The following is a 23127-nucleotide window of genomic DNA, read 5'->3' on the forward strand; positions in this document are numbered from 1 at the left end:
CGCTGACGGGTCAGGCCTGCTCGGCGTCCGCGGCCGGAGCCTCGGCGGCCGGAGCCTCGACAACCGGAGCCTCGGCAACCGGAGCCTCGACAGCGGCCTCGGCGGCGGCCGGGGCCTCGGCCTGCTCGGCGTCGGCGACCTTCTCGGTCTCGGCGGAGGTCTGGACCTCGGCGTCGTCCGCCTTCTTCTCGCCCTCGAGCAGGTCGCGCTCCCACTCGGCGAGCGGCTCGCCCGCGGCCTTCTCGCCCTTGTCACCGGTGGCGACGCGCGAGCGGCTGATGAGGCCCTCGGCGACGGCGTCGGCGATCACACGGGTGAGCAGGGTGACGGAGCGGATCGCGTCGTCGTTGCCCGGGATCTTGTAGTCGACCTCGTCGGGGTCGCAGTTGGTGTCGAGGATGGCGACGACCGGGATGTTGAGCTTCCGGGCCTCGCCGACCGCGATGTGCTCCTTCTTGGTGTCCACGATCCAGACGGCGCTGGGCACCTTCTGCATCTCGCGGATACCGCCGAGGGTCTTCTCCAGCTTGGCCTTCTCGCGCGACAGCACGAGAAGCTCCTTCTTGGTCAGACCGGACGCGGCGACGTCCTCGAAGTCGATCTGCTCGAGCTCCTTGAGGCGCTGCAGACGCTTGTAGACGGTCGAGAAGTTGGTGAGCATGCCGCCCAGCCAGCGCTGGTTGACGAAGGGCATGCCGACGCGGGTGGCCTGCTCGGCGATGGCCTCCTGCGCCTGCTTCTTCGTGCCGACGAACATGACCGTGCCGCCGTGGGCGACGGTCTCCTTGACGAACTCGTAGGCGCGGTCGATGTACGACAGCGACTGGAGCAGGTCGATGATGTAGATGCCGTTGCGCTCGGTGAAGATGAAGCGCTTCATCTTCGGGTTCCAGCGACGGGTCTGGTGACCGAAGTGGACGCCGCTCTCCAGCAGCTCCCGCATCGTGACGACGGCCATGGCCATCTCCTTGAATTTCTCGGTTGTGCCGCGGATGCCGGACGGCTCCCGCGCCTGACGCCCGGGTGCGCTGTGCCGCGAAGGACCGAGAAGCGCTGACACCTGCTGGTGAGGGCCAGGTGTCGGGGCGTGCGAAGTCGACCCGGTGACCCGGATCGCCAAGGAAAGTGTACGGGACCGGGGAGGTGCCGGGTGACGCCGCTGTCCACAACTCGGGAGTAATCCACAGGTACCGGCCATGATCGGCGCGGATGCGGGAGCGTTCGGCCATGTTGGTCATGCGACGCGCGAGGCGATGGATGTGGGCGGCGACGGTGGTGCCGCTGGCCCTGGGAGCGACCGCGGCCCGGGCCTGGGTCGGTGCGGAGGGCCCGCCGCCGCCCCCTGCCGGGCCGCCCGGCCCACCCGTGCCGGCACTAGCCCGGGTCTGGCCGGTGGGGGTACGGCCGCCGGTCCTGCGCGGCTGGGAGCCGCCCGCGACGGTGTACGGCGCCGGGCACCGCGGGGTCGATCTGGGCGCGGCCCCCGGTGCGCCGGTACGGGCGGTGGCCGCCGGCCGGGTCTCCTACGCGGGGCGGGTGGCGGGGCGGGGCGTGGTGTCGGTGACCCTGACGGGGACGGACCTGCGCACGACGTACGAGCCGGTGACGGCGACGGTGGGGAAGGGGCAGGCGGTGGCGGCGGGGGAGGTGGTGGGCACGGTGGAGCCGGGAGGCGCGCACTGTGGCGCTCGCGCGTGTGTGCACTGGGGGTTGCTCAGGGGGGAGGCGTATCTGGACCCGTTGCTGCTGTTGCCGCCGTGGCTGCTGGACGGGGGGCCGCCGAGGTTGTTGCCGGTGTTGGGGGTGCCGCTGCCACCGGGGTGAGCCGGGGTTTCCGTTGCTGGAGGGGTGGCGGGGTCGGTCGTGCGACCGCGGGCCGGTGGGGGCTGGTCGCGCAGTTCCCCGCGCCCCTCACGGGGCGCTGCACGCACCCGGCAAGCGCCCCCGGCCCCCTCAGCCCTGGACACCCCGGAGTGCCATCGCCACGGCCGCCTCGGTGATGATCGCCGGGTCCTCCGCCGCGCCCAGCTCGATCCGCCGTACCGCCGCGTCCACGACCCCCTGCACCAGCATCGCCGCCAGCCGGGGCTGGCCGTGCCCCAGCTCCCCCAGCGCCTCCACGATCATGGCGACCAGCCCGCCGTGCGCGGCCCGGATCTTCTCCCGCGCCCCCGCGTCCAGCTCGCTCGCCGAGATCGCGACCACCGCGCGGTGCCGCCGGTCCCCGACCAGCGCGAGCTGCTGCCGCACGTACGCCTCGACCTTGCCCTCGGCGGAAGCCGCCCGCTCCATCGCCGTGGCGACCTCCGCCGCCCAGACGGGGAAGTCGACCTCGCACAGCTCCTCGACCACGGCGGCCCGGGAACGGAAGTACTCGTAGACGGACGACCGCGCGAGCCCCGTGCGCTCGGCGAGCGCGGGGAACGTCAGGGCCTCCGTCCCGCCCTCGGACAGGAGGGACCGGGCCGCGTCCAGCAGGGCGGCTCGCTGCATCGACCGGTGCTCGGCCACGGAGGCCGCTCGAATCCTTGGCACGTCGACCACTGTACGGACGCGCCGGACGGGAGGCAGCACGACCGAGAGGCGGGCCGCCGCCCCCGCTCAGCGGCCGAAACTCGCCAGCTTCGCCCGCAGTTGCAGCACCGACTTGGTGTGGATCTGGCTCACCCGGCTCTCGGTGACCCCGAGCACGTTCCCGATCTCGGCGAGCGTGAGCCCCTCGTAGTAGTAGAGGGTCACCACGGTCTTCTCCCGCTCCGGCAGCGTGTTGATCGCGCGGGCCAGGAAGCGCCGCAGCTCCCGGTCCTCGGCCACCTCCACGGGGTTGTCCGCGGCGGTGTCCTCCAGCGTGTCCATGACGCTCAGGCCGTCGCCGCCCTCGGCGCCGACGTGCAGCAGCTCCTCCAGCGCCACCACGTTGGCCAGCGACAGCTGGCTGAAGACGGCGTGCAGCTCGTCCACCTCGATGCCCAGCTCGGCGGCCACCTCACCCTCCGAGGGCGTGCGCCGCAGCCGCGCCTCCAGGGTGGCGTAGGCCCGCTCCACGTTCCGCGCCTTCTGTCGGACCGAGCGCGGGATCCAGTCCAGCGCCCGCAGCTCGTCGATCATCGCGCCCCGGATCCGGGTGATCGCGTACGTCTCGAACTTGATCTCCCGGTCGACGTCGAACTTCTCGATCGCGTCGATGAGCCCGAACACCCCGGAGGAGACGAAGTCGGCCTGCTCCACGTTGGGCGGCAGGCCCACGCTCACCCGCCCGGCCACGTACTTGACGAGCGGCGAGTAGTGCAGGATCAGCTGTTCCCGCAGCCGGTCGTCCCCCGTCGCCTTGTACGACCGCCACAGCTCGTCGAGCGTCGAGGGAGCGGGCGGTCGCACGCTGCCACCGTCGCGGGCGGCTGGGGGGATCGCCGCCCGGTCGGACCCGGAGGTGTGCTGGGGCATTCGTCGCCTTGTGCCGTTCTGCCGTGAAGTGCCAGGAAGTGCCGTGTCGTGCCATGGAGCGGGGCGGGCGGAGGTGAAGAGCGAAGGTGGGGCGGGGTGTCGGTCTCGTGGCGGTTGGCGCGGTCTGCGCCAGGCCTTTCGTGAGCGTAGCGTGACTGAGGAGTCGCGGTGTGCGAACAGTGGGGCTCCACCCCTGCGCGAACCCCCTGCACGGCGCGCTCCGCCACGCTCGGCGCGTCGCTCCGCGTGATCGGCCGAAAGCGTCAACTCCGGGAATTCCCAAGGGCGTCGGGAGTTCCCCCGGACGGCCGAACACGCTCGGTCAGCACCGGCTCCGACCGGCCCGGACCGAGATCATCGCCTGGCGTGTCAACTTCCAGCCATCGCCGTGTCGTTCGACGTAACCAAGTGCTCGGAGTTCGTACAGTCTCGCGACCGCCTCGTCCTCGGACGTCTGCGCGCCGCGTGCCACCTCTTCGGGTGAGGCGGGCCGGTTGCCCGGCAGGGCGGCGAGGACCTGCCGGACGACGGGTTCCAGCAGGTCACGCGGGAGGACCGGGCCGTGTCTGGCCGGGGCCAGCTCACCCATGTCCCCCACGAGCTCGACGACCTCCGCGGCGTCGGTGACCAGCACGGCCTCCCCGCGCAGCAGCTCGTGCACCCCGGCCGAGAGCCCGCTGGTGGCCGGTCCGGGCACGCCCATGGTGAACCGGCCGAGCCGCTGTGCCGCCCGCGCGGTGACCAGCGAGCCGCTGCGGTGGGCGGCCTCCACGACGACGGTGCCCGTGGTGAGCGCGGCGATGACCCGGTTGCGGAGCACGAACCTGCTCTGCGTCGGGTGCTCGCCGGGCGGCAACTCCCCCACCACAAGGCCCTGTTCGGCGATCCTGTTGATCAGCTCGGTGTGGCCCCGCGGGTAGGGCCGGTCGACCCCGCAGGCCAGCACGGCGACGGTGGCCCCGCCGGCGGCGAGGGCTCCGCGGTGGGCGGCGCCGTCGACTCCGTAGGCGCCGCCGGACACCACCACCCAGCCGCGCTCGGCGAGCCCCGCGGCGAGGTCGGCCGCCATGTGGGCGCCGTACTCGGTGCAGGCCCGGGCCCCGACGACGGCGACGGCCCGGAGCGCCCACATCCGCAGACTGGGCCGGCCGCGCACCCACAGGCCCAGAGGGCGGGCGTCGCCGAGGTCGTCGAGCCGGCCGGGCCACTCGGCGTCGCCGGGAGACACGAACCGCGCGCCCGCCTCCCGGGCGACGGCGAGGTCGGCCCGGGGGTCGGCCCGTGCCGCGCGGGCCAGCAGGCCCGCCCACCGCTTGGCACCGACGCCGGGCAGCGGCGGCCCGTCCTCGCGCAGCCGGTCCGCCACCTCGTGCACGCCCCGCTCGCGCACCCACCGCCCGGCCGCCTCGTCCCCGGGCTCGACGACCCGGGCCAGGAAGACCCGGGCGAGCAGCTCGGTGCCGCTCACGGGGCGATCCCTTCCAGGACCGCGCCGCGCCGGACGCCGGTGCGCAGCTCCAGGGCCAGGTTGACGTCGTTGACCGAGGGCCGGTCGCGGCCCGCCAGGTCGGCGAGGGTCCAGGCGACCCGCAGCACCCGGTCCAGGCCGCGGGCGGTGAGCAGGCCCCGGTCGAGGTCCAGCTCGGCCTTGAGCAGCGCGCCCGGCTGGACGTGCCAGCGGGTGCGCAGCTCGTGGCCCGGGACCTCGCTGTTGGTGCGCCAGGGCAGCCCTTCGTAGCGGCGGGCGGCCCGCTCCCGTGCCGTGCGGACCCGGTCGGCCACGGCGGCGGAGGGCTCGGCGCCGGTGTGCAGCCGCAGCAGTTCCTCCCGGGCGACCGGTTCCACGGCGACCCTGAGGTCCACGCGGTCCATCAGGGGGCCGGAGAGCCGGGCCCGGTACCGCTTGATCGAGGAGGGCCGGCACTCGCAGACGTCACCGGGGGTGCCGTGACGGCCGCAGGGGCAGGGGTTGGCTGCCAGGTTATGACGAGTTGTTTTCTGTGTCCGTTGTCCGCCCGGGCCAGCAGTCGAAACCGATGCTGGCCCACGGACGAACAGTCGTGTCACTCCCTCCGGGGCCTCGCCAGCGCACTGTGAATCTGCGACTTGATCCGCCTCGGGGAGATGATCTGCAGGATCGTGGCGAGGGAAAGTCCACCGGTCAACCAACGTGATGACTCGTCGTGCGTAAGGATGGAGACGACAGCGACCATCGCCAGGATGGCCAGCGCGATGATCGAGTGATGCGCGACATCGACACGTGGCCTTGCCGAGGGGAGGGGGTCCTCGTCGTGTAGGTCCCGTGTCCCTGTGCTCGGTTGCTGTGCCTCTGACGAGGCCGCGTTGACGACGTTGTGAACATGTAGCTGAACAGGCGCCGAGTCGGTCGCTTGCTCTTCGTCCACTCTGGCCATGATCGCGTCAATGCGCTCGGCTTCAGCGGGATCTGCATGCATTCGGTGGAGAGCTGCCTCAAAGCCAGAGACGTGATGGTCGCCGGTTGCCTCATGCGACACCATATGCGCGGCTGTGACGATGTGCCCGCTAACGGACATCCCGGAGCCCCCAGTGAAGGACACGTAGGCCCTGTCCGCCGCCAGAACCTCGCCTTGCCGAGCGTCCTCTTCTCGTGCGTTCATCGCTCCTCCTCTCCTGGGATGTGGGTTTCGTCCTGCAGCGTTCTTCGCAGCGTTCGCAGGCCAAGGAAGGCTTGGGATCGAATCGTGCCCGCAGAGACACCCAATTCCGCTGCTGCTTCGTCGGCGGTTAGTTGTTGGAGATATCGAAGCTCGACTGCCCGCCGTTGCCCTTCGGGAAGTTTGTCCATCGCCTCCCGAAGCATGAGGCGGTCCAGCACTGCTGCGTAGTCATCACGGTCGGTGGTCGCCGCCATGGGTAGATCTTCGACACCGTGGAACTTCTCGTGACCGGACGGCTGGCCTCTCCAGTGCGCAATACGCAAGTTGTCCGCGACCCGATAGGCGTAAGCCATCGGTTTTCCATCACGGATCTTTGGGTCAACCCACTTCCTTCTCAGGACCAAGAAGGCGTCGTTAACAATTTCTTCCGCTGACTCCTTGGGGATGCCGCGTCGCACTAGCCACTGCCGCATAGCTCCTGAATGCATCTTGTAGAGGGCCACGATCTCCTCATCGTGATCGCGGCTCTCTTCGTCCTGAGCAAGGTATGGGCTCACCCGGGGAGCTCACCCGTCACGTCATCGCGGGTGAAGGTAACCACGGTTGGGGTGCCCATCGGCCTCAGCGCCATCCGGATCTCTCGGTGTCGGCCATGGGGTGTGTCCCACTCCTTGAGCTCGGCATCGGACGGAAGCAACATGATCACGTTTGCGGTCGCCGAGTTGCGCTCACGTTCCAGCTCGACAGCTGTCCGGGCCCTCACCCGCTCTGTCAGGTAGTGCCAAAGTCCCCCGCAACTGCGGACGACGCGCCCGAACACGGATGCGATCACCATCATGCTCGCCCTCGTCTCCCTTGCTCACTCGGTGCGTTCAGCCAATACAAGGGCTGAGCAGTTCTCCGCGTTGGAGCGTCGGGCAAGATTTTCTAGGAGGGGTCTCCGTGCGAGGTCCGGTGTCAGAGACTGTCGGGACGGTAATCGCTGAGCCGGACCACTCCAAGGTGTTGTGCAAGTTCTTGAGTCAGCCGCGCGTTCTCGATGGTCAGACGGCGGATGTGGTCTTCGTAGATGTGCAGGTGGCGGGTGAGTTCGTCCTTCTCCCTGCGGAGTCGGGCGATGGTTTCGCGGTCTCTGGTCGGGTCTTTGGGCGGCCGTGGTTGGCGGGTGCGTCGTGCGGCGTCTCGTGACAGGAAGTCGGTGACAGTGGGGCCGAAGTCGCGGTAGAGAGTCTGGCGTTGGACGCCGAGCTGGTTCGCGAGAGCGGTGACGGTGGCGGCTTTTCCGTTTTGGGTGGCCTGGGCCAGAAGGCCTTCGACGGCTTCGGCGACCGTCTCGGTGGTCAGCGTGTGCTTTCTCATGTCGAGGCTTCCGCGGGTTCGAGGACACCGGCCCGGGTGAGGAAGTCCCGGATTTCAGCGCGGTCCTCTTCGAGGCGGACGCGGACGCGCGGGGCCAGCACGTCGACGGCTTGGAGTCGTGCGTCCTGTTCGGCCAGGCGCTGGAGCCATGCCTGGATGTTGGAGTTGGTCAGGGCGACGTTGCGGCAGTTCAGGGGCTTGCACTGGCCGGGGTCTGGGGTCATGTCGTTCTCTCCGGGAAGGCGGCAGAGCCGGCGGTTGGGGTTGTCGGTGCAGGTGACGAACCGGCCGGGATAGATCCGGGGGTCGTTTCGTTCCATGAGCTTCTTCATCTGGTCGTCGTCGGGCGTCTTGCCGAGGTAGCGGACGCGGTCGCCGAACTTGTCCAGGCGGACGCGGGCTTCGTCGGCGGAGGGGCCGCGGAGGTGTTCGTGCTCGTGGCGGTCGACCATCAAGGAGAGCCCTTCGCCTCGGGCGAGGAGGGCTTCCTGCTGGGCTTCGGCCCGGAACCCGGACTTGGAGGTGCCGGCGTATCCCTCGAACATCTGGATGCTGAGATGGCGGTATTGGATGGCGCCGGCGATGCTGCCGCCGGGGCGGCGGCCGATGAACCAAGCCAGGGTCCGGCGGAACTGGGCCGTGCTGAGCCGCCACGGACGTTTGCTGACGTCGGGGAAGTGGTCAGTGCGGTCGTGCCGGCGGCAGTAGTCGTTGATCCAAGTGACCATCAGGTTGAGGTCGTTGTTGGTGGCCTTGGTCGTCTTCGCCCCGGTGGTGCGGGGCTTCTTGTGGAGGTGGGAACTGGGCGGGACCGCGAACAGCCAGCGCTGTCGCTTGGGCTGGAGCCGTTCGAGGACTTCGACGGCCCTGGCGACGGGACGGCCGACGACCCAGGTGGCCTCGACTCCCAGCGGGGTGCCCTCGCCCTTGAAGGCCATGCTGGTGATCTTCCGGCGGGTGATCCTGCCGGTGCGGTCCGCGTCGGTGGTCAGGCAGCTGCGTCGGAGGTGCTTAACCTCGCTGTCTCTCATGCCGGAGAGATAGGCGACGAGGGTGTAGGCGGCCGCGGTCAGGATGCGGACGAGGACGGTCAGGTCCTCGTCGTAGGAGATCCGCTTCAGCCAGGGCTCACCGTCGAGCAGACCGCGGATCTCGGTCCGCAGGTAGGTGGAGTCGTCGACGCCGACGTCCTGGCGGGCCTGTTCGATCAGCTCCCAGGAAGCGGGGGCCATCAGCGACTGCCGGTCGCAGTCGACCTCACGGGCCAGGTGGCGGATGTTGATCCCGTGCTGTCCGCCGGTGCCGCCGGGCAGCGGCCTCCGTTCGGCCTGGTATCGACGCATGAGGGCGGCGAGCCGGCGGCGGGCGCCGTGGCCGTTGTGCGAGTCGCGGCGGGTCTTCTTCTGCAGGGCGAGCCACTCGTCCTGGGCGGCAAGGATGTCGTTGGCGAAGTCGTCGACGAACCTGAGCGACCAGACCACGAGGGGGCTGATGACCTGCTCGGGGATGCGCGGGTAGGCGTTCTCCCGTTTGCGGGAGCGGGAGTTGTCCTCGTTCCAGTCGTCCCCCAGCCGATCCGGGTCGACAGGGAGGTGATCGTCAGCGAGGTGTTCGCGCCAGAGCCAGAGCAGGCGGACGGAGCGACGGTGGTTGGCCCGCTGCCCGGACGAGGCGACCGTGGCCAGCAGGTGCTTCTGGAACTGGCGGAGGTCCTCGGGGGTGAGGGAGGAGAAGCGGTCGTGGTGCTGCGGGTCCAGCCAGTCGAGGAATTCCTTGAAGGCCTGGAAGTAGCCGTGGATGGTCACCACCCCGAGCCGCTGTTCCCCGGCCGGGGGCTTGTTGTTCAGCAGGGCAAAGAACAGCAGCTTGACGTCGCGCCGGAAGCGGGCCGGGATGGCCAGGAAGTTCAAGATCAGCGCTGACTGCTGGCGCTGGTGCAGTACCGGTGCCAGCCGCCAGATGTCATCACAAAAGCGCGAGGTGTCGCTGCGACGGAAACCGGAGCGAAGGCGGCGCCGTCCCAGCACGAAGGCGTCCGGGCTGACGGGCGTGTCGGTCAGGGGACGTTGGGTCAGACCCATGTGGTGTCCTCCTCGCTGGGGCCGTCGAGAAGAGGAAGGACCCGGTCTGCGGGTTTGGAGGCCTCGGCGGCGGCCCGCTCCTGCGGAGTGAACCGGGGCAGGATGTCTTCGTTGATGGCCAGCCAGGCTTGTCCGAACCGGCGCCACCATGTCTCGCGGTCGGTTCCCTCCCAGAGATCGGCGAGTTCGTCGAGGAGGGCGAGCTGGGCGGGCAGGTGGCTGGCGGTGGCGACCGCGTTGCGGCAGGCGAAGCAGGTCAGGAACGAATCGCGGCAGTCATCGGTGGTCTTGGTGCAGGCCGCGAACGCGGTGTCCCTGTCGCCGTCGAGGACCTCGCGGACCGTCTCCTCGTCCAGGCCGATGCGGGCGGCGATGCCCGCATCGCGGCGGGCCTCGTCGACCGGGCCGGTGAGGACCTTCAGCTCACCGGTGGCCCTGCGGGCCTGCCGGTAGGCGGTGCGGGCAGCATCCTCGGCGTCCTCCAGGGCCTCGGTGACCACGTCCTCGGCCCAGTCCTGGACGTCCGGGTCGCCGGCGAGGTAGTTGCGGAAGAGGACGTCCTGGGTGTTCGACCGCGTCGAGGACGGCAGGTGCCCGCCCGCGGCCCGGGTGTTGATCCGGTCCACCGTGGTCTTGAGCCGGTTCAGATCGAGGACGAAATCCGGAAGGTCACGCAGCTCAGGCCGTGTCCTCACCCAGTCGATCAGGGTGGAGGTGAAGTTAAGCCGGATATCGAAGGGGTTCTTGTGACCGCCGGTGACGCCCTTGCCGTTCTTCGTGCCGTTCGTCCAGACCGACCAGATCAGTGGTGATCGGCTGAACTGCCGACCGCGGCGGGCCAGCCGTTCGCAGAACAGGTAGTAGCCGCCGGCGGACTTCAGCCGGTCGCTTGGGCGGCCGATGTCCCAGGTCACCTCCTCGAACCAGCGATCGGCCCCGCGGCGGCGTTTGACGATCTCCAGGGCGACCGCCTGCCCGTCGAGGAGACGATGCTCGACGGGGAGTTCTTTGATCGTTTCCGCGTTGCGTCCGGTGACGGCAACCCCGAACACGACCAGCGGGATGATGTCGTCGTGGTGGAGGAACAACTGCCGTGCGGTCCGTACTCGGGCCGCGTTGTCGGGCAGGTTCGCCGACCGCCAGTTGTCACTGATCTGCGGAACGTGCGGGACGCGGCCGGTGCGGGCGATCTCGGCAAGTTCCGCCCCGCGGGCGAGTTCCTCCCCGGTCAGCTGGGCGGGATCGCTCTCGATGCGGGCCACCAGCCTCTCGCCCTCACGGATGCGCTGGTAGATGTCCACGACCGAGCTGCGGGCCGCGGTCACGATCTTGTGGAACGTCGCGTCGTCGTAGCCGGGCTTGCTCCGGACCCTGCGCTGGTCGACCCGCTCGACCTGCCAGATCGCGTCCAGGACCTCGGGCCGCAGCTGGTCGGCGGGGATCTTCCGCAGCAGGGAGTGCACCAGCTTGAAGTGCTCGAACAGCGACCGGTCGTTCATGCCCGCCTGGACGTGCATCCGGTAGCGCTTGAGCTGGGCGCCCGTCAGGCGTGACAGGCTCCGCGGCGGGCAGGGCAGGGTGCCCAGGAACCGCACCAAGCGCAGGATGACGGTCCACTGTCCGTTGGCGCTGGCGACGGTGTTGAGCTGGTTCTTCCCGAAGCGTGCCGCGAATGCGCGGGCCAGATCCTCGTGGAGCTCGGGCAGGGGAAGTCCCTCGAAAGAGAACTCCGCCGTGCGGTGGTCCTTGCCCGTGAAGTGGACGACGATCGCGCCGTCGGCCGGAGCCTCGACCATCGGTGGCGGCTCGTAGATATCGTCCGGCTGGACCGTGCCGCGGCCGGGCGCCGTCCTGGGCGCCGGCAGCTGGGTGTCCGGGCTGGTAGTCATGCCCACTCCTCCGCCAGGAAGCTGTCCTCGTTCCAGGCGTCCTCGATGGTGCGGCATTCCTCGGCCTCCACCGCCTTGGCCATCTCCTCCAGGTATTGCCGGTCGGGGTGTTCCCAGAGGTCGGGAACCAGCAGCAGACGGGTCTGCATCTCCAGTTCACGCAGGGTGTGGAGGTATTGCTGAGTGGTCTCCAAGCTCGCGTGACCGAGCCTGATGCGGACCCAGTCCAGCGGGTCGCCCCAGATCATCCGGTAGTGACGGCGCTGAGCGGCTTCCATCTGCGCCAGCGACTCCAGATGGGCCCGCTGGAGCTGTTCCAAGGTCACCACGGCGAAGCTGTGCCGCAGGGCGTGTGGATGGCAGTGGATCTTCACCCCGAGCCGGCGGCAGCGGCGGCTGGCCTCCCTGAACACCCACTTCCAGGCGTGCAGCGTCAGCGGCATGCCGTCCTCGGCGAGCCAGAGGGCGGCCGGCTCCAGGCCGTGCTCGGTGCGGGTGAACAGCCGCAGCCTCTCCTCGGCGTCCAGGTCCGCGACCTGGTGCCACTCGTCGCCGACGCGGACCAGGTCGGTCCCCGGCTCGATGAGCAGCTTGTCCTCGACCGCCTCGTAGCGGCCCGCAGCCTGGGCCCGGGCCACTGCGCCGGCCCGGTCGATCTCGACATAGTCGACGACCGAGCGCAGGCCGCCATCAGGAATGTAGATGTCGCGGCAGGACCCGCCCTTTGCGATCTCCTCCGGCAGCCAGAACCGGTAGTAGGCGCTCAGCCCGTCGTGGTCAGGCAGCTCGAACAAAGTCAGGGCCGACTGTTCCTCCAGCCGCAGCCCGGTGCGGACCATCAGATCGCTGTAGGCGGCGTTCCGGGCCGTGCGCTTGCCCCGGAAAGCCTGGTCCTTCACCCCCGACGGCAGGTAGCCGCGGATCCCGACGTCCCGCCAAGTGCGGTATTGCTCCGGGGTCAACCAGACGACCTTCTTGCGGCGGGCGTTCGGCCGCTTGTCCGCCGCCGTTTCCCCCGTCTCCCCGCCCTTGCGGCGACGGCGGCCCGATTCGCCCGTCCGCCTCCGGCTCGGCCGTTGCTCGATCGGGTTCTCGTCCGCGTACTTGCGTCGGGGATCACAGGCCCACTTGTAGAAGCCGTCGGCCATCGTCACCGCGTGGTTCCAGGACGAGCCGACCAGCCTCGATCCTCTCGGGTCGTCGCACCGCCAGAACTCGTAGACCTCCCGGTCCCGGACCGTGGCGTCCCGCCAGCCCCGCGGCCGCACGACTGCCTCGGAATCCGCTCCTTCTGCCCCTGCCGGGACGGGCGGCCGGTGGTTCCAGAGGAAGTCGCAGAACGTACGCATCTCCCGCGCGGAACCCCACTTCGTGTGCCGAGAGGCGCCGGCCATCCGAGCCGAGATCCAGTGGCCATTCATCTCGACGTCGTACGTAGCGTCGGGCGCGATCAAGAACGGCGTACCCTCTGCGATCCCCTCGGCGTCCAGCCACGCGGCCATCTCCGCTGTACCGAACTCCTCCAGCAGCTCCTGCAGAAGCGGACGAGGCTCCCGAGGAAGCTGACGCTTCCGCCTCGTCACCGCCATACGCCACTTCGGTCGTTCCTCTCCCACGTGGAATACAACGACGGCGGACGTGTCTGGACACCGTCCACCAACGCATAACCAGCCACCATGAGGAACCTGGCGGGCATGCGCAGTATCCCGGCGGCCCGGGCGATGACGACGTGCCCCGACTCCAGGGGCTGGCGCAGGGCGTCCAGGACGCTGGCGTGGAACTCTGCGGCCTCGTCCAGGAAAAGTACGCCGTTGTGGGCCAGGGAGACCGCTCCGGGGCGTGGCATGCCGGTTCCGCCGCCGACCAGGGAGGCCATGGTGGCCGAGTGGTGCGGGGAGCAGTAGGGCGGCCTGTCGACCAGGGGGTGGCCTGCCGGGAGCATCCCGGCGACCGAGTGGACGGCGGTGACCTCCAGGGACTCCTGCCGGCCCAGCTCGGGCAGCAGCCCCGGCAGCCGCTCGGCGAGCATGGTCTTGCCGGCGCCGGGCGGGCCCTTGAAGAAGACGTGGTGGCGTCCGGCCGCGGCCACCTCCAGGGCGGCCCGGGCGACGTGCTGGCCGGCGACGTCCGCGAGGTCGGGCGCGTGGTCGCCGGTGGCCATGCCGGTGCCGAGTCCCATGCCGGGCAGGGCGAGCCCGGCGAGGAACGGGTCGGGGCGGATCTCGCCGGGGACGGGCTCCTCGTCGGGCACCGGTTCGTCGGTGAGGACCGCGATCAGCTGGCGCAGGCTGCGGACGCCCAGCACGGACACCCCCGGCACCAGCGAGGCCTCCGGCACCGCGTTCTCCGGCACGACCACCTGCTCGTACCCGGCGTCGGCGGCGGCCAGCACGGCGGGCAGGATGCCCCGGACCGGCCGGACCCGGCCGTCCAGGCCCAGCTCCCCGATCATCACGATCTCGGCGAGCACCCGGGGATCGATCCGCTCGGCCGCCCCGAGCACGGCCGCGGCCACCGCGAGGTCGAAGCCGCTGCCGCTCTTCGGCACCGAGGCCGGGCTCAGCCCGACGGTGAGTTTCTTCGAGGGCCAGGCGGCGCCCGAGTTCACCACCGCCGCCCGGACCCGGTCCCGGCTCTCCGTGAGGCTCTTGTCCGGCAGCCCCACCAGGGTGAAGGCCGCCACCCCCGGCTCCAGGTCGGCCTGCACCTCCACCACCACGCCCTCGACTCCCACCAGAGCCACCGAGCAGGTCCGCGCGAACCCCATCTCAGGCCACCCCCCGGACGTGCTCGACCACGGGCGCCCCGCGCTGCGGCAGGAGCACGCCGACCACGTCGATGCGGACGCCGCCCGGGGGTGCCCCGCCGTGTGCGTGGATCCAGTGTTCGGCGAGGCCGCGCAGGCGCTGCGCCTTCTCCGGGGAGACCGCGGCCATGGGATGCTCGAAGACACCCGCCCGCCGGGTCTTGACCTCGCAGACGACCAGGACGTCCCCCTCCCGGGCGACGATGTCGATCTCGCCCGTCCTGCCGCAGCGCCAGTTGCGCTCCAGGACGGTCAGACCGGCCTCGGCCAGCCGCCGTGCGGCCAGCGTCTCGCCGTACCTGCCGAGCGCACTGCGAGCCAGGTTCGTGCGCGGCTGATTCGTCGGTGACTGATGCGCCTGTGACTGATGCGTGCGTGACTGATGCGTGCGCGGCTGGTTCGTGCGTGACTGATGCGTGTTCATGTCGGCATCACCTCCGATGCCAACGGTCACGCACGGACCGCCAAGATGTTGATCTTGGTGGGTTACTCAGCGGTTGTGGACAACTCCATCACCCACACGAGCGACCCACCCCGGCGTCAACAGCCCGCTCAGCCGCCCGGAAGCTCCAGGTCGGTCTTGTTCAGCTCCTCGATGTTCACGTCCTTGAACGTGAGGACACGGACCTGCTTCACGAAACGGGCCGGCCGGTACATGTCCCAGACCCAGGCGTCCGCCATGGACACCTCGAAGAACACCTCGCCCTGGACCGAGTGCACCTGCATCTCGTAGTCGTTGGTGAGGTAGAAGCGCCGCTCGGTCTCGATCACGTATTTGAACAGACCGACGACATCGCGGTACTCCCGGTAGAGCTTCAGCTCCATCTCGGTCTCGTACTTTTCGAGGTCCTCGGCGCTCATGGCATGTTCCCCTTCAGCCGTGCGATCCCACCATTGTGCGCCAGTCCCGCGCGCCCCTAGACGATTTCCGTGTCAAGGGTGACGGGCCCGACGGGGGGACCTTCGTCGAGCAGCCTACGGAACAGCTCGGCGAGTCTGGTCGGATACACCGTCTCATGCGCCCGGGTCAGTTCCTGGCACGTCCACCAACGTGCTCCGGCCACACTGCGCCGCTCCAGCTCGGTCAGGGCCGTGGCCTCGGTGACCGTCTGCGTCGTACGGGCCAGGTAGTACCACTCGTCCTGGTCCCAGCGGCGGCCGGCGAACGGGAAGGAGCACGTCCGATGCCACAGCACCGGACCGAGGTCGACGTCCGTGATGCCGGTCTCCTCGGCGAGTTCCCGCAGGGCGGCCTGCTCCCGGGTCTCGTCGCCCTCCAGGCCGCCGCCGGGCGTGAACCACCAGTCGTCGGCCGGGTCGTCGGGCTCGTGGCCGTGCAGGAGCAGGATGCGGTCCTCGGGGTCGAGGAGGACCACCCGGGCGACCTTGCGCAGGCCGCCGCCCTCCGGCACCTCCGGCAGCGCCTCAGCGGGCACCGGCGGACTCCGTACGGGCACGGGAGCGGGAGCGGCCCAGCAGGTTCGCGACCGGGCCGTAGGCGCCGCCCGCGAGGACCAGCACGCCACCGGCCACGATCAGGAACTCGATGAGGCGCAGCGGGCCCGGCTGGGAGAGGGAGCCCAGCGTCTCGAAGCCGGTCGGGCGCTTGAGCTGGCCCTTCATCGGCCAGATCACGGCGTCCACCCGGGCCCTGACGGCGGTACGCGCGACCGTGCCCTGCGCCGCGTCCGACAGGTGGGCGGTGGAGTCGAGGGAGCCCTGGCGCTCGTCGCCGAGGAGGAAGAGCCTGCCCTTGGGGACGGTGACGGTCGGGAAGCCCTGGAGCTCGGCCGCGGTGCCGGCCGGCAGATACGGCTCGTCGATCTGCTTGCCGTTGACGGTCAGCTTGCCGTCGGTGCAGCAGGAGACGGTGTCCCCGCCGACCGCGACCACGCGCTTGACGACGTCCGCGTTGGTGACCCAGCTCTTGTCCTTGAAGACGACGACGTCGCCCCGGCGCACGTCGCTGCCGTCGATGCGCTGGCCGAGGACCCGGTCCCCGGCGTCGATCGTCGGTGTCATGGAACTGGTGGGCACGGTGTAGGGGCGGTAGGTCACCGCCGCCCAGGCGAATCCGCCGAGGAACATCACGATGCCCAGCGCGACGGCGATCCCGGACAACCGCTGTCCGAGCCTGCCGCCGGTCTGTGCCGCGCTCGTGCTGGTGCCTGCGCCGCCGCGCGGAGCCGTACGTATCGTGCTGTCGCCCATGAGGCCGCACCCTACCCGGCGGTACCGGGCAGGGGCAGCCCTTCTTCGGCGCCCCTGGTCACAAGCTCCCCAAGGGCTTCACACGACTGGGTCAGCACGGGCGCGCGGTGGCCGGTCAGCGCTTGCCCGCGGCCACGCGCTTGTCGAACTTCCGCTCGATGCGGTCGCCCCGGCGGCGCCATACCGCGACCGGGAGGACGGCGGCGACGGCCACGCCCTGCGGCGCCACCGTGAGGGAGGCCGCGGCGGACGACTGCGTGTTGATGCCGCTCTGGTCGAAGGTGTCCGGGACCGGCAGCGTGCCCCAGCGGTTGATCGGCCAGGCCTTGACGATGGCGCGGCCGACGACCTCCTTCACCGGAACCATGCCGTGGTGCTTGTCGGACTGGTTGTAGCGCGAGTCCCGGGAGTTCTGCCGGTGGTCGCCCATCACCCAGATGTACCCCTTGGGTACGTGCACCGTGAACTGGCCGCCCTGGTCGTCGACGCTGCACGGGGTGTTGCCCGGGTACACATAAGGCTCGTTCAGCGCATGGCCGTTGACCATGAGCGGGCCGCTGCCCTTGCAGGAGACGGTGTCGCCGCCGACGCCGACGACGCGCTTGATCAGGTCCCGCTCCTCGGCGGACGGCATCAGGCCGATCCAGCTGAGGAAGGTCTGGATCGCGTTCGGCTGGGCGGTGGGCTCGCCCGCCAGCCAGTCGTCCGGGTCGTGGAAGACGACGACCTCGCCGCGCTCCGGCTTGGACCCGAACCACGGGGTGAGCTTGTCGACCAGGACGCGGTCACCCTGCTGGAGGGTGTTCTGCATCGAGTCCGACGGGATGGAGAACGCCTGCACCAGGAACGTCTTGATCAGCAGCGCCAGCACCAGGGCGATGACGACCAGGATCGGCAGCTCCTTCCAGAAGGAGCGTGGTTTCTTCGGTGCGGGCGCCGCCGACTCACCCGGGTCCCCGTCCGTGCCCCCGCCGTCACCGCCGGAGTACGGACCGTCTGCCGGGGTGCCGTCCCCGCCAGGCCCGGTGCCGTTCCCGGAGGTCGAGGCGCCGTCTGAGGGGGGGACATTCTCCACGGGGCGCCCGCTGTGCTCCTCGCCGTCGTGTCCCGACCGTGCGCCAACCGCCACATCCCCCACGCCAACTCCTTACTCCGTGCCGCCGCCTGCGCCAAACCCGGCGCAGGCCCACCACTCCCATAACGAGCGGGAGTTCCGCAGGGGTCGGGAGTTGGATGTATCCGTTCGGATCGTCGGAGGCAACCCTATGCGACAGCTGGGGGGCCGCGGTCGACCCCGACCCGGAGTCAGAAACGCTTGCGAAGGTTTTAGGTTCGTCGAGCCTGGTCCAGTGGCCGACGGGCCATCCGATCATCATGGCGCGGCCCACCACCGAGGTCACCGCCACCGTGCCGCCGTAGTCGGTGTCCTGGTGGGCGCGGGAGTCGGCGGAGTTGCCGCGGTGGTCGCCCATCACCCACAGCCGCCCCTTCGGCACGGTGATGTCGAACGGCTGGGCGGAGGGGACGTTCCCGGGATACAGGTAGTCACCCTCGGTCAGCGGTACGCCGTTGACGGTCACCCGGCCCTGGGCGTCACAGCACTTGACGTGGTCGCCGCCGACGCCGATGACCCGCTTGATGAGGTCCTTCTCGTTGGCGGAGGGCAGCAGGCCGATGAAGGTGAGCCCCTCCTTGACCTGCTTGACCCCGACGGGGTCGTTCGCCTTGGTGGTCTGCTCGTCGGCCAGCCAGCCGCCCGGGTCGTGGAAGACGACGACGTCCCCGCGGTGCGGCTGCCACCCGAACCAGGGGGTGAACTTGTCCACCAGGACGCGGTCGCCGATCCGGATCGTCTGTTCCATGGAGCCGGACGGGATCACGAAGGCCTGGACGAGGAACGTCTTCAGTACGAGGGCTATCAGGACGGCCACACCGACCAGCAGCGGTATCTCCCGCACTGCACCGCGCCGGCGCTTGCGCTTGACCTTGCGCTGCAGCTTGCGCCGCTCCGCGCGGGACCGGCCGCCGGACGGGCCGGAGGTGCGCCGGGCACCGGTGGGCAGCAGGTTGGCGGCGCCGTCGGTCGGTACGCCGCGCGGCCTGCCCCGGTTACCCATGGGACGCTCCGGCGGCCGGCACGCGCGCGTAGGCGGCGGGACGGGTGAGACGGGTCCAGTGGGCGTACGGCCAGACGATCCAGTCGGCCCGGCCGACGACCCTGCTGACGGGGATCATGCCGCCGCCGGGCGAGCCGAGGTGGTCGCGGGAGTCGCTGGAGTCGCTGCGGTGGTCGCCGAGGACGAAGAGCGTGCCGTCGGGGACGTCGACGTTGAAGGGCACGGTGGAGGGGGTGTCCCCGGGATAGAGGAACGAGGTCTCGTCGACCGGCCGGCCGTTCACTTCGATCCTCCCCTTCTTGTCGCAGCAGACCACGTGGTCTCCTCCCACACCGACGACGCGTTTGATGTAGTCGGCGTCCCCGAAGTACCCGGAGCCGTCGAACACCACGACATCTCCCCGGCGCGGCCCGGCACCGAAACGGTACGCCAACTTATTTACGAGAACGCGGTCCCCGATCCTCAATCCCTGTTCCATGGATCCGCTGGGAATCTGGAATGGTTGCGCCACGAAAGTGTTGAGGACGAGCAAAAACGCCAGGCAGGCGAAGAGGGTGAGGGCGATCCAGCCGCCCGGCAGCCAGTCGGCGACCCGCTCGGCGGCCCGCCCCACCAACGCGAAACGCGACCGGTCCTCCGCGGCCTCCGGTTCGGGGCGGGAGGAGCGGTCGCGCTCCGTGTGCTGTGCTTCGGTGTCCATCGGGGCCAGATGCTATCCGGCCCCGATAAGAACCCCGTTCGCGAGATCAGTTCTCGCGCTTCTCCTTGATCTTCGCGGCCTTGCCGCGCAGCTCGCGCAGGTAGTACAGCTTGGCGCGACGCACGTCACCGCGGGTGACGAGCTCGATCTTCTCGACGATCGGGGTGTGCACCGGGAAGGTGCGCTCGACGCCGACGGAGAAGGAGACCTTGCGGACCGTGAAGGTCTCGCGGACACCGCTGCCCTGGCGGCGGATCACAACGCCCTTGAACTGCTGCACACGGGAGCGGTTGCCCTCGATGACGCGGACGTGGACGTTGACGGTGTCACCCGGGCGGAAGGCCGGGACGTCGCTGCGCAGCGACGCGGAGTCGACGGTGTCGAGCAGGTGAGACATTTCGTCTGCTTTCCTCGCTGATGCCACAGGTCATCAACGGAAACTAGGTGTTCCATGGGGTCTGCCGTGGCGGGTCGGGGCGGGCGTCGTGTCCCCCTGCGGCAGGGGCGCACGCCGGACGGGCGCACAACAGCGGCCTATTCTTCCACGCCCTGTGGCCTGCGCCAAAATCGGCCGTGGGGTTCGCCCTCCGGGTCCGGGGCCCAGCCCAGGATGGAGAGCATCTCGCGGTCCTTCTTGTCGAAGGCCTTGGGGTCGCAGCGCTCGATCAGGTCGGGCCGGTGGGCGGTGGTCCGCTTCAGGGCCTCGTCGCGGCGCCAGCGGGCGATCTTGCCGTGGTGGCCGCTGAGCAGCACGTCGGGGATGTCCTGGCCGCGCCAGACGGGCGGCTTGGTGTAGACGGGGCCCTCCAGGAGGTTCGCCATGGCGCCGGGCGCGAAGGAGTCGTCGCGGTGCGACTCGGCGTTCCCGAGGACCCCGGGCAGCAGCCGGGCCACGGCCTCCGTGATCACCAGTACGGCCGCCTCGCCGCCGGCGAGGACGTAGTCGCCGATGGAGACCTCGTGGACCGGCATCCGGGTGGCGTACTCGTCCATGACCCGCCGGTCGATGCCCTCGTAGCGGGCCGGTGTGAAGATCAGCCAGGGGCGCTCGGAGAGCTCGACGGCGAGTTCCTGGGTGAAGGGACGGCCGCTCGGAGTGGGGACGATCAGCGCGGGGGCGTGCGCGCCGGTCTCGTAGCCGTCGGCGAGGACGGTGTCGAGGGCGTCGCCCCAGGGCTCGGTCTTCATGACCATGCCGGGCCCGCCGCCGTAGGGCGTGTCGTCGACCGTGTTGTGCCGGTCGTACGTCCATCCGCGCAGGTCGTGCACGTGGACGCCGAGCTGCCCACGCGCGCGTGCCTTGCCGACCAGGGAGACGTTCAGGGGTTCGAGGTACTCGGGAAAGATGGTGACGACGTCGAGCCTCATGCGTCGTCGTCCCTGGCCGAGGCGGTCTCCGCGCGGTCGTCGATCAGGCCGGGCGGCGGCGCGACGACGGCCCGCTGCTCCTCCAGGTCGATCTCGGTGACGATCTCCGCCACGAACGGGATCATCACCTCGCTGCCGTCGGGCCGCTCGACGATGAAGAGGTCCTGGGAGGGCAGGTGCGAGATCTCGGTGATCCGGCCGACCTCGGTGCCGTCGACGGTGACCACGTCCAGGTCCATGAGCTGGTGGTCGTAGTACTCGTCCTCGCCCTCGGGCAGTTCCTCCGGGTCGATCTCGGCGATCAGGAGGGTGTTGCGCAGGGCCTCGGCGCCGGTGCGGTCCTTGACGCCCTCGAAGCGCAGGAGCAGGCGACCGCTGTGCACGCGGCCCGTCTCGATGGTGAGCGGTCCCACGCCGGCGGGATCGGTGGCGAGTACGGCGCCGGGCCCGAGCCGGAGCTCCGGTTCGTCGGTACGTACCTCCACGGTGACCTCGCCCTTGATGCCGTGGGCGCGGCCGATCCGTGCGACTACGAGCTGCACTGTGCCTGTTCTCCTGTCATCTCCTGCTCGGCCTGCTCCTGCTGCGCAACCTGCTCATACGACTGCGGGCCGGGGACAGCCGGTTACGGCCCTCCCCGGCCCGAGCCGGTTGCGATGAAGCGTCAGCGGACGTGGTCGACGTCGACGAGGTCGACGCGGACTCCACGACCGCCGATGGCGCCCACGACGGTGCGCAGGGCACGCGCGGTGCGGCCGTTGCGGCCGATCACCTTGCCGAGGTCGTCGGGGTGCACCCGGACCTCCAGCACGCGCCCGCGGCGCAGGTTGCGCGAGGCGACCTGCACATCGTCGGGGTTGTCGACGATGCCCTTCACGAGGTGCTCAAGCGCCTCTTCGAGCATGCTGCTCAGGCCTCGGTCGACTCGGACTCAGCCGCGGCCTCGTCCTTCTTCTCAGCCTTCTTCTTCTGGGTGATCGCCTCACCCTTGCCCTCGTCGTCACCGCCGAGCGCCTCGAACGTCGGACGCGTGGCCTTCGGAGCGGCCACGAGCAGCGGAGCCGGGGCGGGCTCGCCCTTGAACTTCTGCCAGTCGCCGGTCTTCTTCAGGATGGCGAGCACGGGCTCGGTCGGCTGGGCGCCGACGCCGAGCCAGTAGGCGACGCGGTCGGCGTCGACCTCCATGACCGACGGGTTGTAGGTCGGGTGGTACTTGCCGATCTCCTCGATCGCACGGCCGTCACGGCGGGTGCGGGAGTCGGCGACGACGATGCGGTAGTGAGGCGAACGGATCTTGCCCAGACGCTTCAGCTTGATCTTGACTGCCACGGGAGTGGGTTCTCCTGGTTTTGACGTGTTTGGGCACGGCGAGATTGCCGCGTGGGGTTGCGGTACCCGAGTGCCCGATGGACGCGTCAGCCGGAGGAGAGAGGGGTCCTGTGCGGCTGTCGAGTACAGCTAGCCATTGTGCCACACCCTGCGGGTCGCTCCGGCCGACGGTCGGGCGGGAGCGCGGAGGCATGCCGGAGAGGCACCCGGCGTGGAGGTGAGGTCACGTCGGGTGCGCTGACCGGCGCCGTCGGCCCGGGGGTGTGGGACGAACAATGGCTGCGGCTGCCACGAGCAGCCGTGGCCTATGCCGCTCCCACGACCTCCGGGATCCGGAACGGCTTGCCGCAGCCGCCGCAGACGATGGGAGCCTGCGCCAGGACCGACGGGACCACCCGGACGTTGCGACCGCAGTCGCATACCGCCTTGACGCGGACGCCACCACCGGAGGAGCCGTGCCGGGCGGCCGGTCCGCGGAAGGTGCGGGAGGTGTCGGCGGACGTGGCCACCGTGTGCGCCTTGAGAGCGCGCTGCAGTCTCTCGATGGTCGGGCGGTAGCGTCGCTTCGCCTCGGGGTTGAGCGTGACCAGCGAGAAGCCGCTGCTGGGATGCGGCTCGTCGGGGTGGTCCAGGCCCAGCTCCTCGGCGATCGCGAGGAATCGGCGGTTGTGGTAGCGGCCGGCCCGGGAGGTGTCGCGGACTCCCCGGGACGCGGCGATGCCGTGGACTGCCTCATGGAGCAGCCGTTCGAAGGAGAGCTCGTGACCGCACGCGGACGACGACTCCCCGATCAGGGACTCTGGCGCGGCAAGGTCCGGCAGCTCGGGGTGGTACCGCTGAATGTCGGCCCACGCCTCTGCCAGCTCTGCGGCGAGAACAGGTGGTGTCTGTGTCGTGCTCACGTAATGAGAACGAGCGGGAGGGCCCCTGTGTTCCTATTCCGGGGCATCCCAAATAATTTGCACGTACCCGTCAGTTGCCGCTGATGCGCGGAGACGACCACGGGTGCGCTGATCTGCGGAGAAGCCTCACAGCTCATACCAAGCCGGTGCGTAGTCTGACGTACGACCCACCACGTACCCCTGGTCCGGACGCCTGGACGCCGGAGGTCGGCGGATGCGCAAGAGACGTTTCGGTCGCTCTCGTGGCCGGGGCCCCACCCCGCTCAGCGTCCGCGGCGGCCC

Annotated in this window: 25 protein-coding genes and 2 pseudogenes; 1 reads left to right on the top strand and 26 read right to left on the bottom strand. The window is 70.0% G+C overall.

Annotation, left to right across the window (positions count from 1 at the left end):
* Window positions 1-10: 10 nt before the first annotated feature.
* Window positions 11-958 (bottom strand): 30S ribosomal protein S2, encoded by a 948-nt coding sequence (gene rpsB / locus AB0D74_RS11380; RefSeq protein WP_362583416.1) that lies wholly within the window; start codon window positions 956-958, stop codon window positions 11-13.
* Window positions 959-1227: 269 nt separating this feature from the next.
* Between rpsB and AB0D74_RS11385 the strand changes: the two genes are divergently transcribed.
* On the top strand, window positions 1228-1824 hold the full coding sequence (locus tag AB0D74_RS11385; RefSeq protein ID WP_362583419.1) for a M23 family metallopeptidase: 597 nt from the start codon (window positions 1228-1230) through the stop codon (window positions 1822-1824).
* Window positions 1825-1953: 129 nt separating this feature from the next.
* On the opposite strand, the gene AB0D74_RS11390 is transcribed toward AB0D74_RS11385, so the two are convergent.
* The 25 genes and pseudogenes from AB0D74_RS11390 to AB0D74_RS11510 form a co-directional block, all read right to left on the bottom strand.
* Window positions 1954-2511, bottom strand: a complete 558-nt coding sequence (locus AB0D74_RS11390; RefSeq protein WP_362584213.1) for a helix-turn-helix domain-containing protein — start codon at window positions 2509-2511, stop codon at window positions 1954-1956.
* Between the two features lie 90 nt (window positions 2512-2601).
* Window positions 2602-3444, bottom strand: coding sequence for an RNA polymerase sigma factor WhiG (gene whiG / locus AB0D74_RS11395; RefSeq protein ID WP_362583422.1), 843 nt, complete (start codon window positions 3442-3444; stop codon window positions 2602-2604).
* Between the two features lie 322 nt (window positions 3445-3766).
* Window positions 3767-4912, bottom strand: coding sequence for a DNA-processing protein DprA (gene dprA / locus AB0D74_RS11400; protein ID WP_362583425.1), 1146 nt, complete (start codon window positions 4910-4912; stop codon window positions 3767-3769).
* Window positions 4909-5424: pseudogene (locus tag AB0D74_RS11405) on the bottom strand (ATP-binding protein); the annotation flags it as partial. The gene dprA and the pseudogene AB0D74_RS11405, both read right to left, overlap by 4 nt.
* 83 nt (window positions 5425-5507) lie before the next feature.
* Window positions 5508-6083, bottom strand: coding sequence for a hypothetical protein (locus tag AB0D74_RS11410; RefSeq protein WP_362583428.1), 576 nt, complete (start codon window positions 6081-6083; stop codon window positions 5508-5510).
* Window positions 6080-6586 (bottom strand): sigma-70 family RNA polymerase sigma factor, encoded by a 507-nt coding sequence (locus AB0D74_RS11415; RefSeq protein ID WP_362583430.1) that lies wholly within the window; start codon window positions 6584-6586, stop codon window positions 6080-6082. Before AB0D74_RS11415 ends, AB0D74_RS11410 begins: the two co-directional genes overlap by 4 nt.
* A gap of 50 nt (window positions 6587-6636) precedes the next feature.
* A complete protein-coding gene (locus AB0D74_RS11420; RefSeq protein WP_362583433.1) occupies window positions 6637-6921 on the bottom strand; it encodes a hypothetical protein in 285 nt (94 codons plus the stop codon).
* A gap of 119 nt (window positions 6922-7040) precedes the next feature.
* Window positions 7041-7442, bottom strand: coding sequence for a hypothetical protein (locus AB0D74_RS11425; RefSeq protein ID WP_362583436.1), 402 nt, complete (start codon window positions 7440-7442; stop codon window positions 7041-7043).
* Window positions 7439-9523 (bottom strand): hypothetical protein, encoded by a 2085-nt coding sequence (locus tag AB0D74_RS11430; protein ID WP_362583439.1) that lies wholly within the window; start codon window positions 9521-9523, stop codon window positions 7439-7441. The genes AB0D74_RS11425 and AB0D74_RS11430 overlap by 4 nt, the downstream gene beginning before the upstream one ends.
* Entirely contained in the window at window positions 9514-11412 is a 1899-nt protein-coding gene (locus AB0D74_RS11435) for a hypothetical protein (RefSeq protein ID WP_362583442.1), read from the bottom strand. The genes AB0D74_RS11430 and AB0D74_RS11435 overlap by 10 nt, the downstream gene beginning before the upstream one ends.
* Complete coding sequence (locus tag AB0D74_RS11440; RefSeq protein ID WP_362583445.1) at window positions 11409-12680, bottom strand: integrase; 1272 nt, start codon at window positions 12678-12680, stop codon at window positions 11409-11411. Before AB0D74_RS11440 ends, AB0D74_RS11435 begins: the two co-directional genes overlap by 4 nt.
* 407 nt (window positions 12681-13087) lie before the next feature.
* Window positions 13088-14179: pseudogene (locus AB0D74_RS11445) on the bottom strand (ATP-binding protein); the annotation flags it as partial.
* 1 nt (window position 14180) lies between these two features.
* A complete protein-coding gene (locus AB0D74_RS11450) occupies window positions 14181-14540 on the bottom strand; it encodes a YraN family protein (protein WP_362584216.1) in 360 nt (119 codons plus the stop codon).
* 230 nt (window positions 14541-14770) lie between these two features.
* Window positions 14771-15079 carry a DUF2469 domain-containing protein gene (locus AB0D74_RS11455; RefSeq protein WP_008745401.1) on the bottom strand — a complete coding sequence of 103 codons (309 nt, stop codon included), beginning with the start codon at window positions 15077-15079 and terminating at the stop codon, window positions 14771-14773.
* Window positions 15080-15135: 56 nt separating this feature from the next.
* Window positions 15136-15654 (bottom strand): NUDIX hydrolase, encoded by a 519-nt coding sequence (locus AB0D74_RS11460; protein ID WP_362583449.1) that lies wholly within the window; start codon window positions 15652-15654, stop codon window positions 15136-15138.
* The gene (lepB, locus tag AB0D74_RS11465) at window positions 15644-16429 is read right to left on the bottom strand and encodes a signal peptidase I (RefSeq protein ID WP_362583452.1); all 786 of its coding nucleotides are present in this window, start codon (window positions 16427-16429) and stop codon (window positions 15644-15646) included. The genes AB0D74_RS11460 and lepB (AB0D74_RS11465) overlap by 11 nt, the downstream gene beginning before the upstream one ends.
* A 115-nt stretch (window positions 16430-16544) precedes the next feature.
* Window positions 16545-17504, bottom strand: coding sequence for a signal peptidase I (gene lepB / locus AB0D74_RS11470; protein ID WP_362583455.1), 960 nt, complete (start codon window positions 17502-17504; stop codon window positions 16545-16547).
* Window positions 17404-18546, bottom strand: a complete 1143-nt coding sequence (lepB, locus tag AB0D74_RS11475; RefSeq protein ID WP_362583458.1) for a signal peptidase I — start codon at window positions 18544-18546, stop codon at window positions 17404-17406. The genes lepB (AB0D74_RS11470) and lepB (AB0D74_RS11475) overlap by 101 nt, the downstream gene beginning before the upstream one ends.
* A complete protein-coding gene (lepB, locus tag AB0D74_RS11480) occupies window positions 18539-19246 on the bottom strand; it encodes a signal peptidase I (RefSeq protein ID WP_362583461.1) in 708 nt (235 codons plus the stop codon). The genes lepB (AB0D74_RS11475) and lepB (AB0D74_RS11480) overlap by 8 nt, the downstream gene beginning before the upstream one ends.
* Window positions 19247-19292: 46 nt before the next feature.
* Window positions 19293-19643 carry a 50S ribosomal protein L19 gene (gene rplS / locus AB0D74_RS11485; RefSeq protein ID WP_046727833.1) on the bottom strand — a complete coding sequence of 117 codons (351 nt, stop codon included), beginning with the start codon at window positions 19641-19643 and terminating at the stop codon, window positions 19293-19295.
* A gap of 137 nt (window positions 19644-19780) precedes the next feature.
* Window positions 19781-20614, bottom strand: a complete 834-nt coding sequence (gene trmD, locus AB0D74_RS11490; protein WP_362583466.1) for a tRNA (guanosine(37)-N1)-methyltransferase TrmD — start codon at window positions 20612-20614, stop codon at window positions 19781-19783.
* The gene (gene rimM, locus AB0D74_RS11495) at window positions 20611-21156 is read right to left on the bottom strand and encodes a ribosome maturation factor RimM (RefSeq protein ID WP_362583470.1); all 546 of its coding nucleotides are present in this window, start codon (window positions 21154-21156) and stop codon (window positions 20611-20613) included. Before rimM ends, trmD begins: the two co-directional genes overlap by 4 nt.
* A gap of 122 nt (window positions 21157-21278) precedes the next feature.
* Window positions 21279-21518, bottom strand: a complete 240-nt coding sequence (locus AB0D74_RS11500; protein WP_003973401.1) for an RNA-binding protein — start codon at window positions 21516-21518, stop codon at window positions 21279-21281.
* A gap of 5 nt (window positions 21519-21523) precedes the next feature.
* Window positions 21524-21943, bottom strand: a complete 420-nt coding sequence (gene rpsP / locus AB0D74_RS11505; RefSeq protein WP_351323544.1) for a 30S ribosomal protein S16 — start codon at window positions 21941-21943, stop codon at window positions 21524-21526.
* 305 nt (window positions 21944-22248) lie between these two features.
* Window positions 22249-22845 (bottom strand): hypothetical protein, encoded by a 597-nt coding sequence (locus tag AB0D74_RS11510; RefSeq protein WP_093498845.1) that lies wholly within the window; start codon window positions 22843-22845, stop codon window positions 22249-22251.
* Between the last annotated feature and the right edge of the window lie 282 nt (window positions 22846-23127).

The sequence above is a fragment of the Streptomyces sp. NPDC048278 genome (genome assembly GCF_040652195.1).
In the GTDB taxonomy this organism is placed as follows: Bacteria; Actinomycetota; Actinomycetes; order Streptomycetales; family Streptomycetaceae; genus Streptomyces.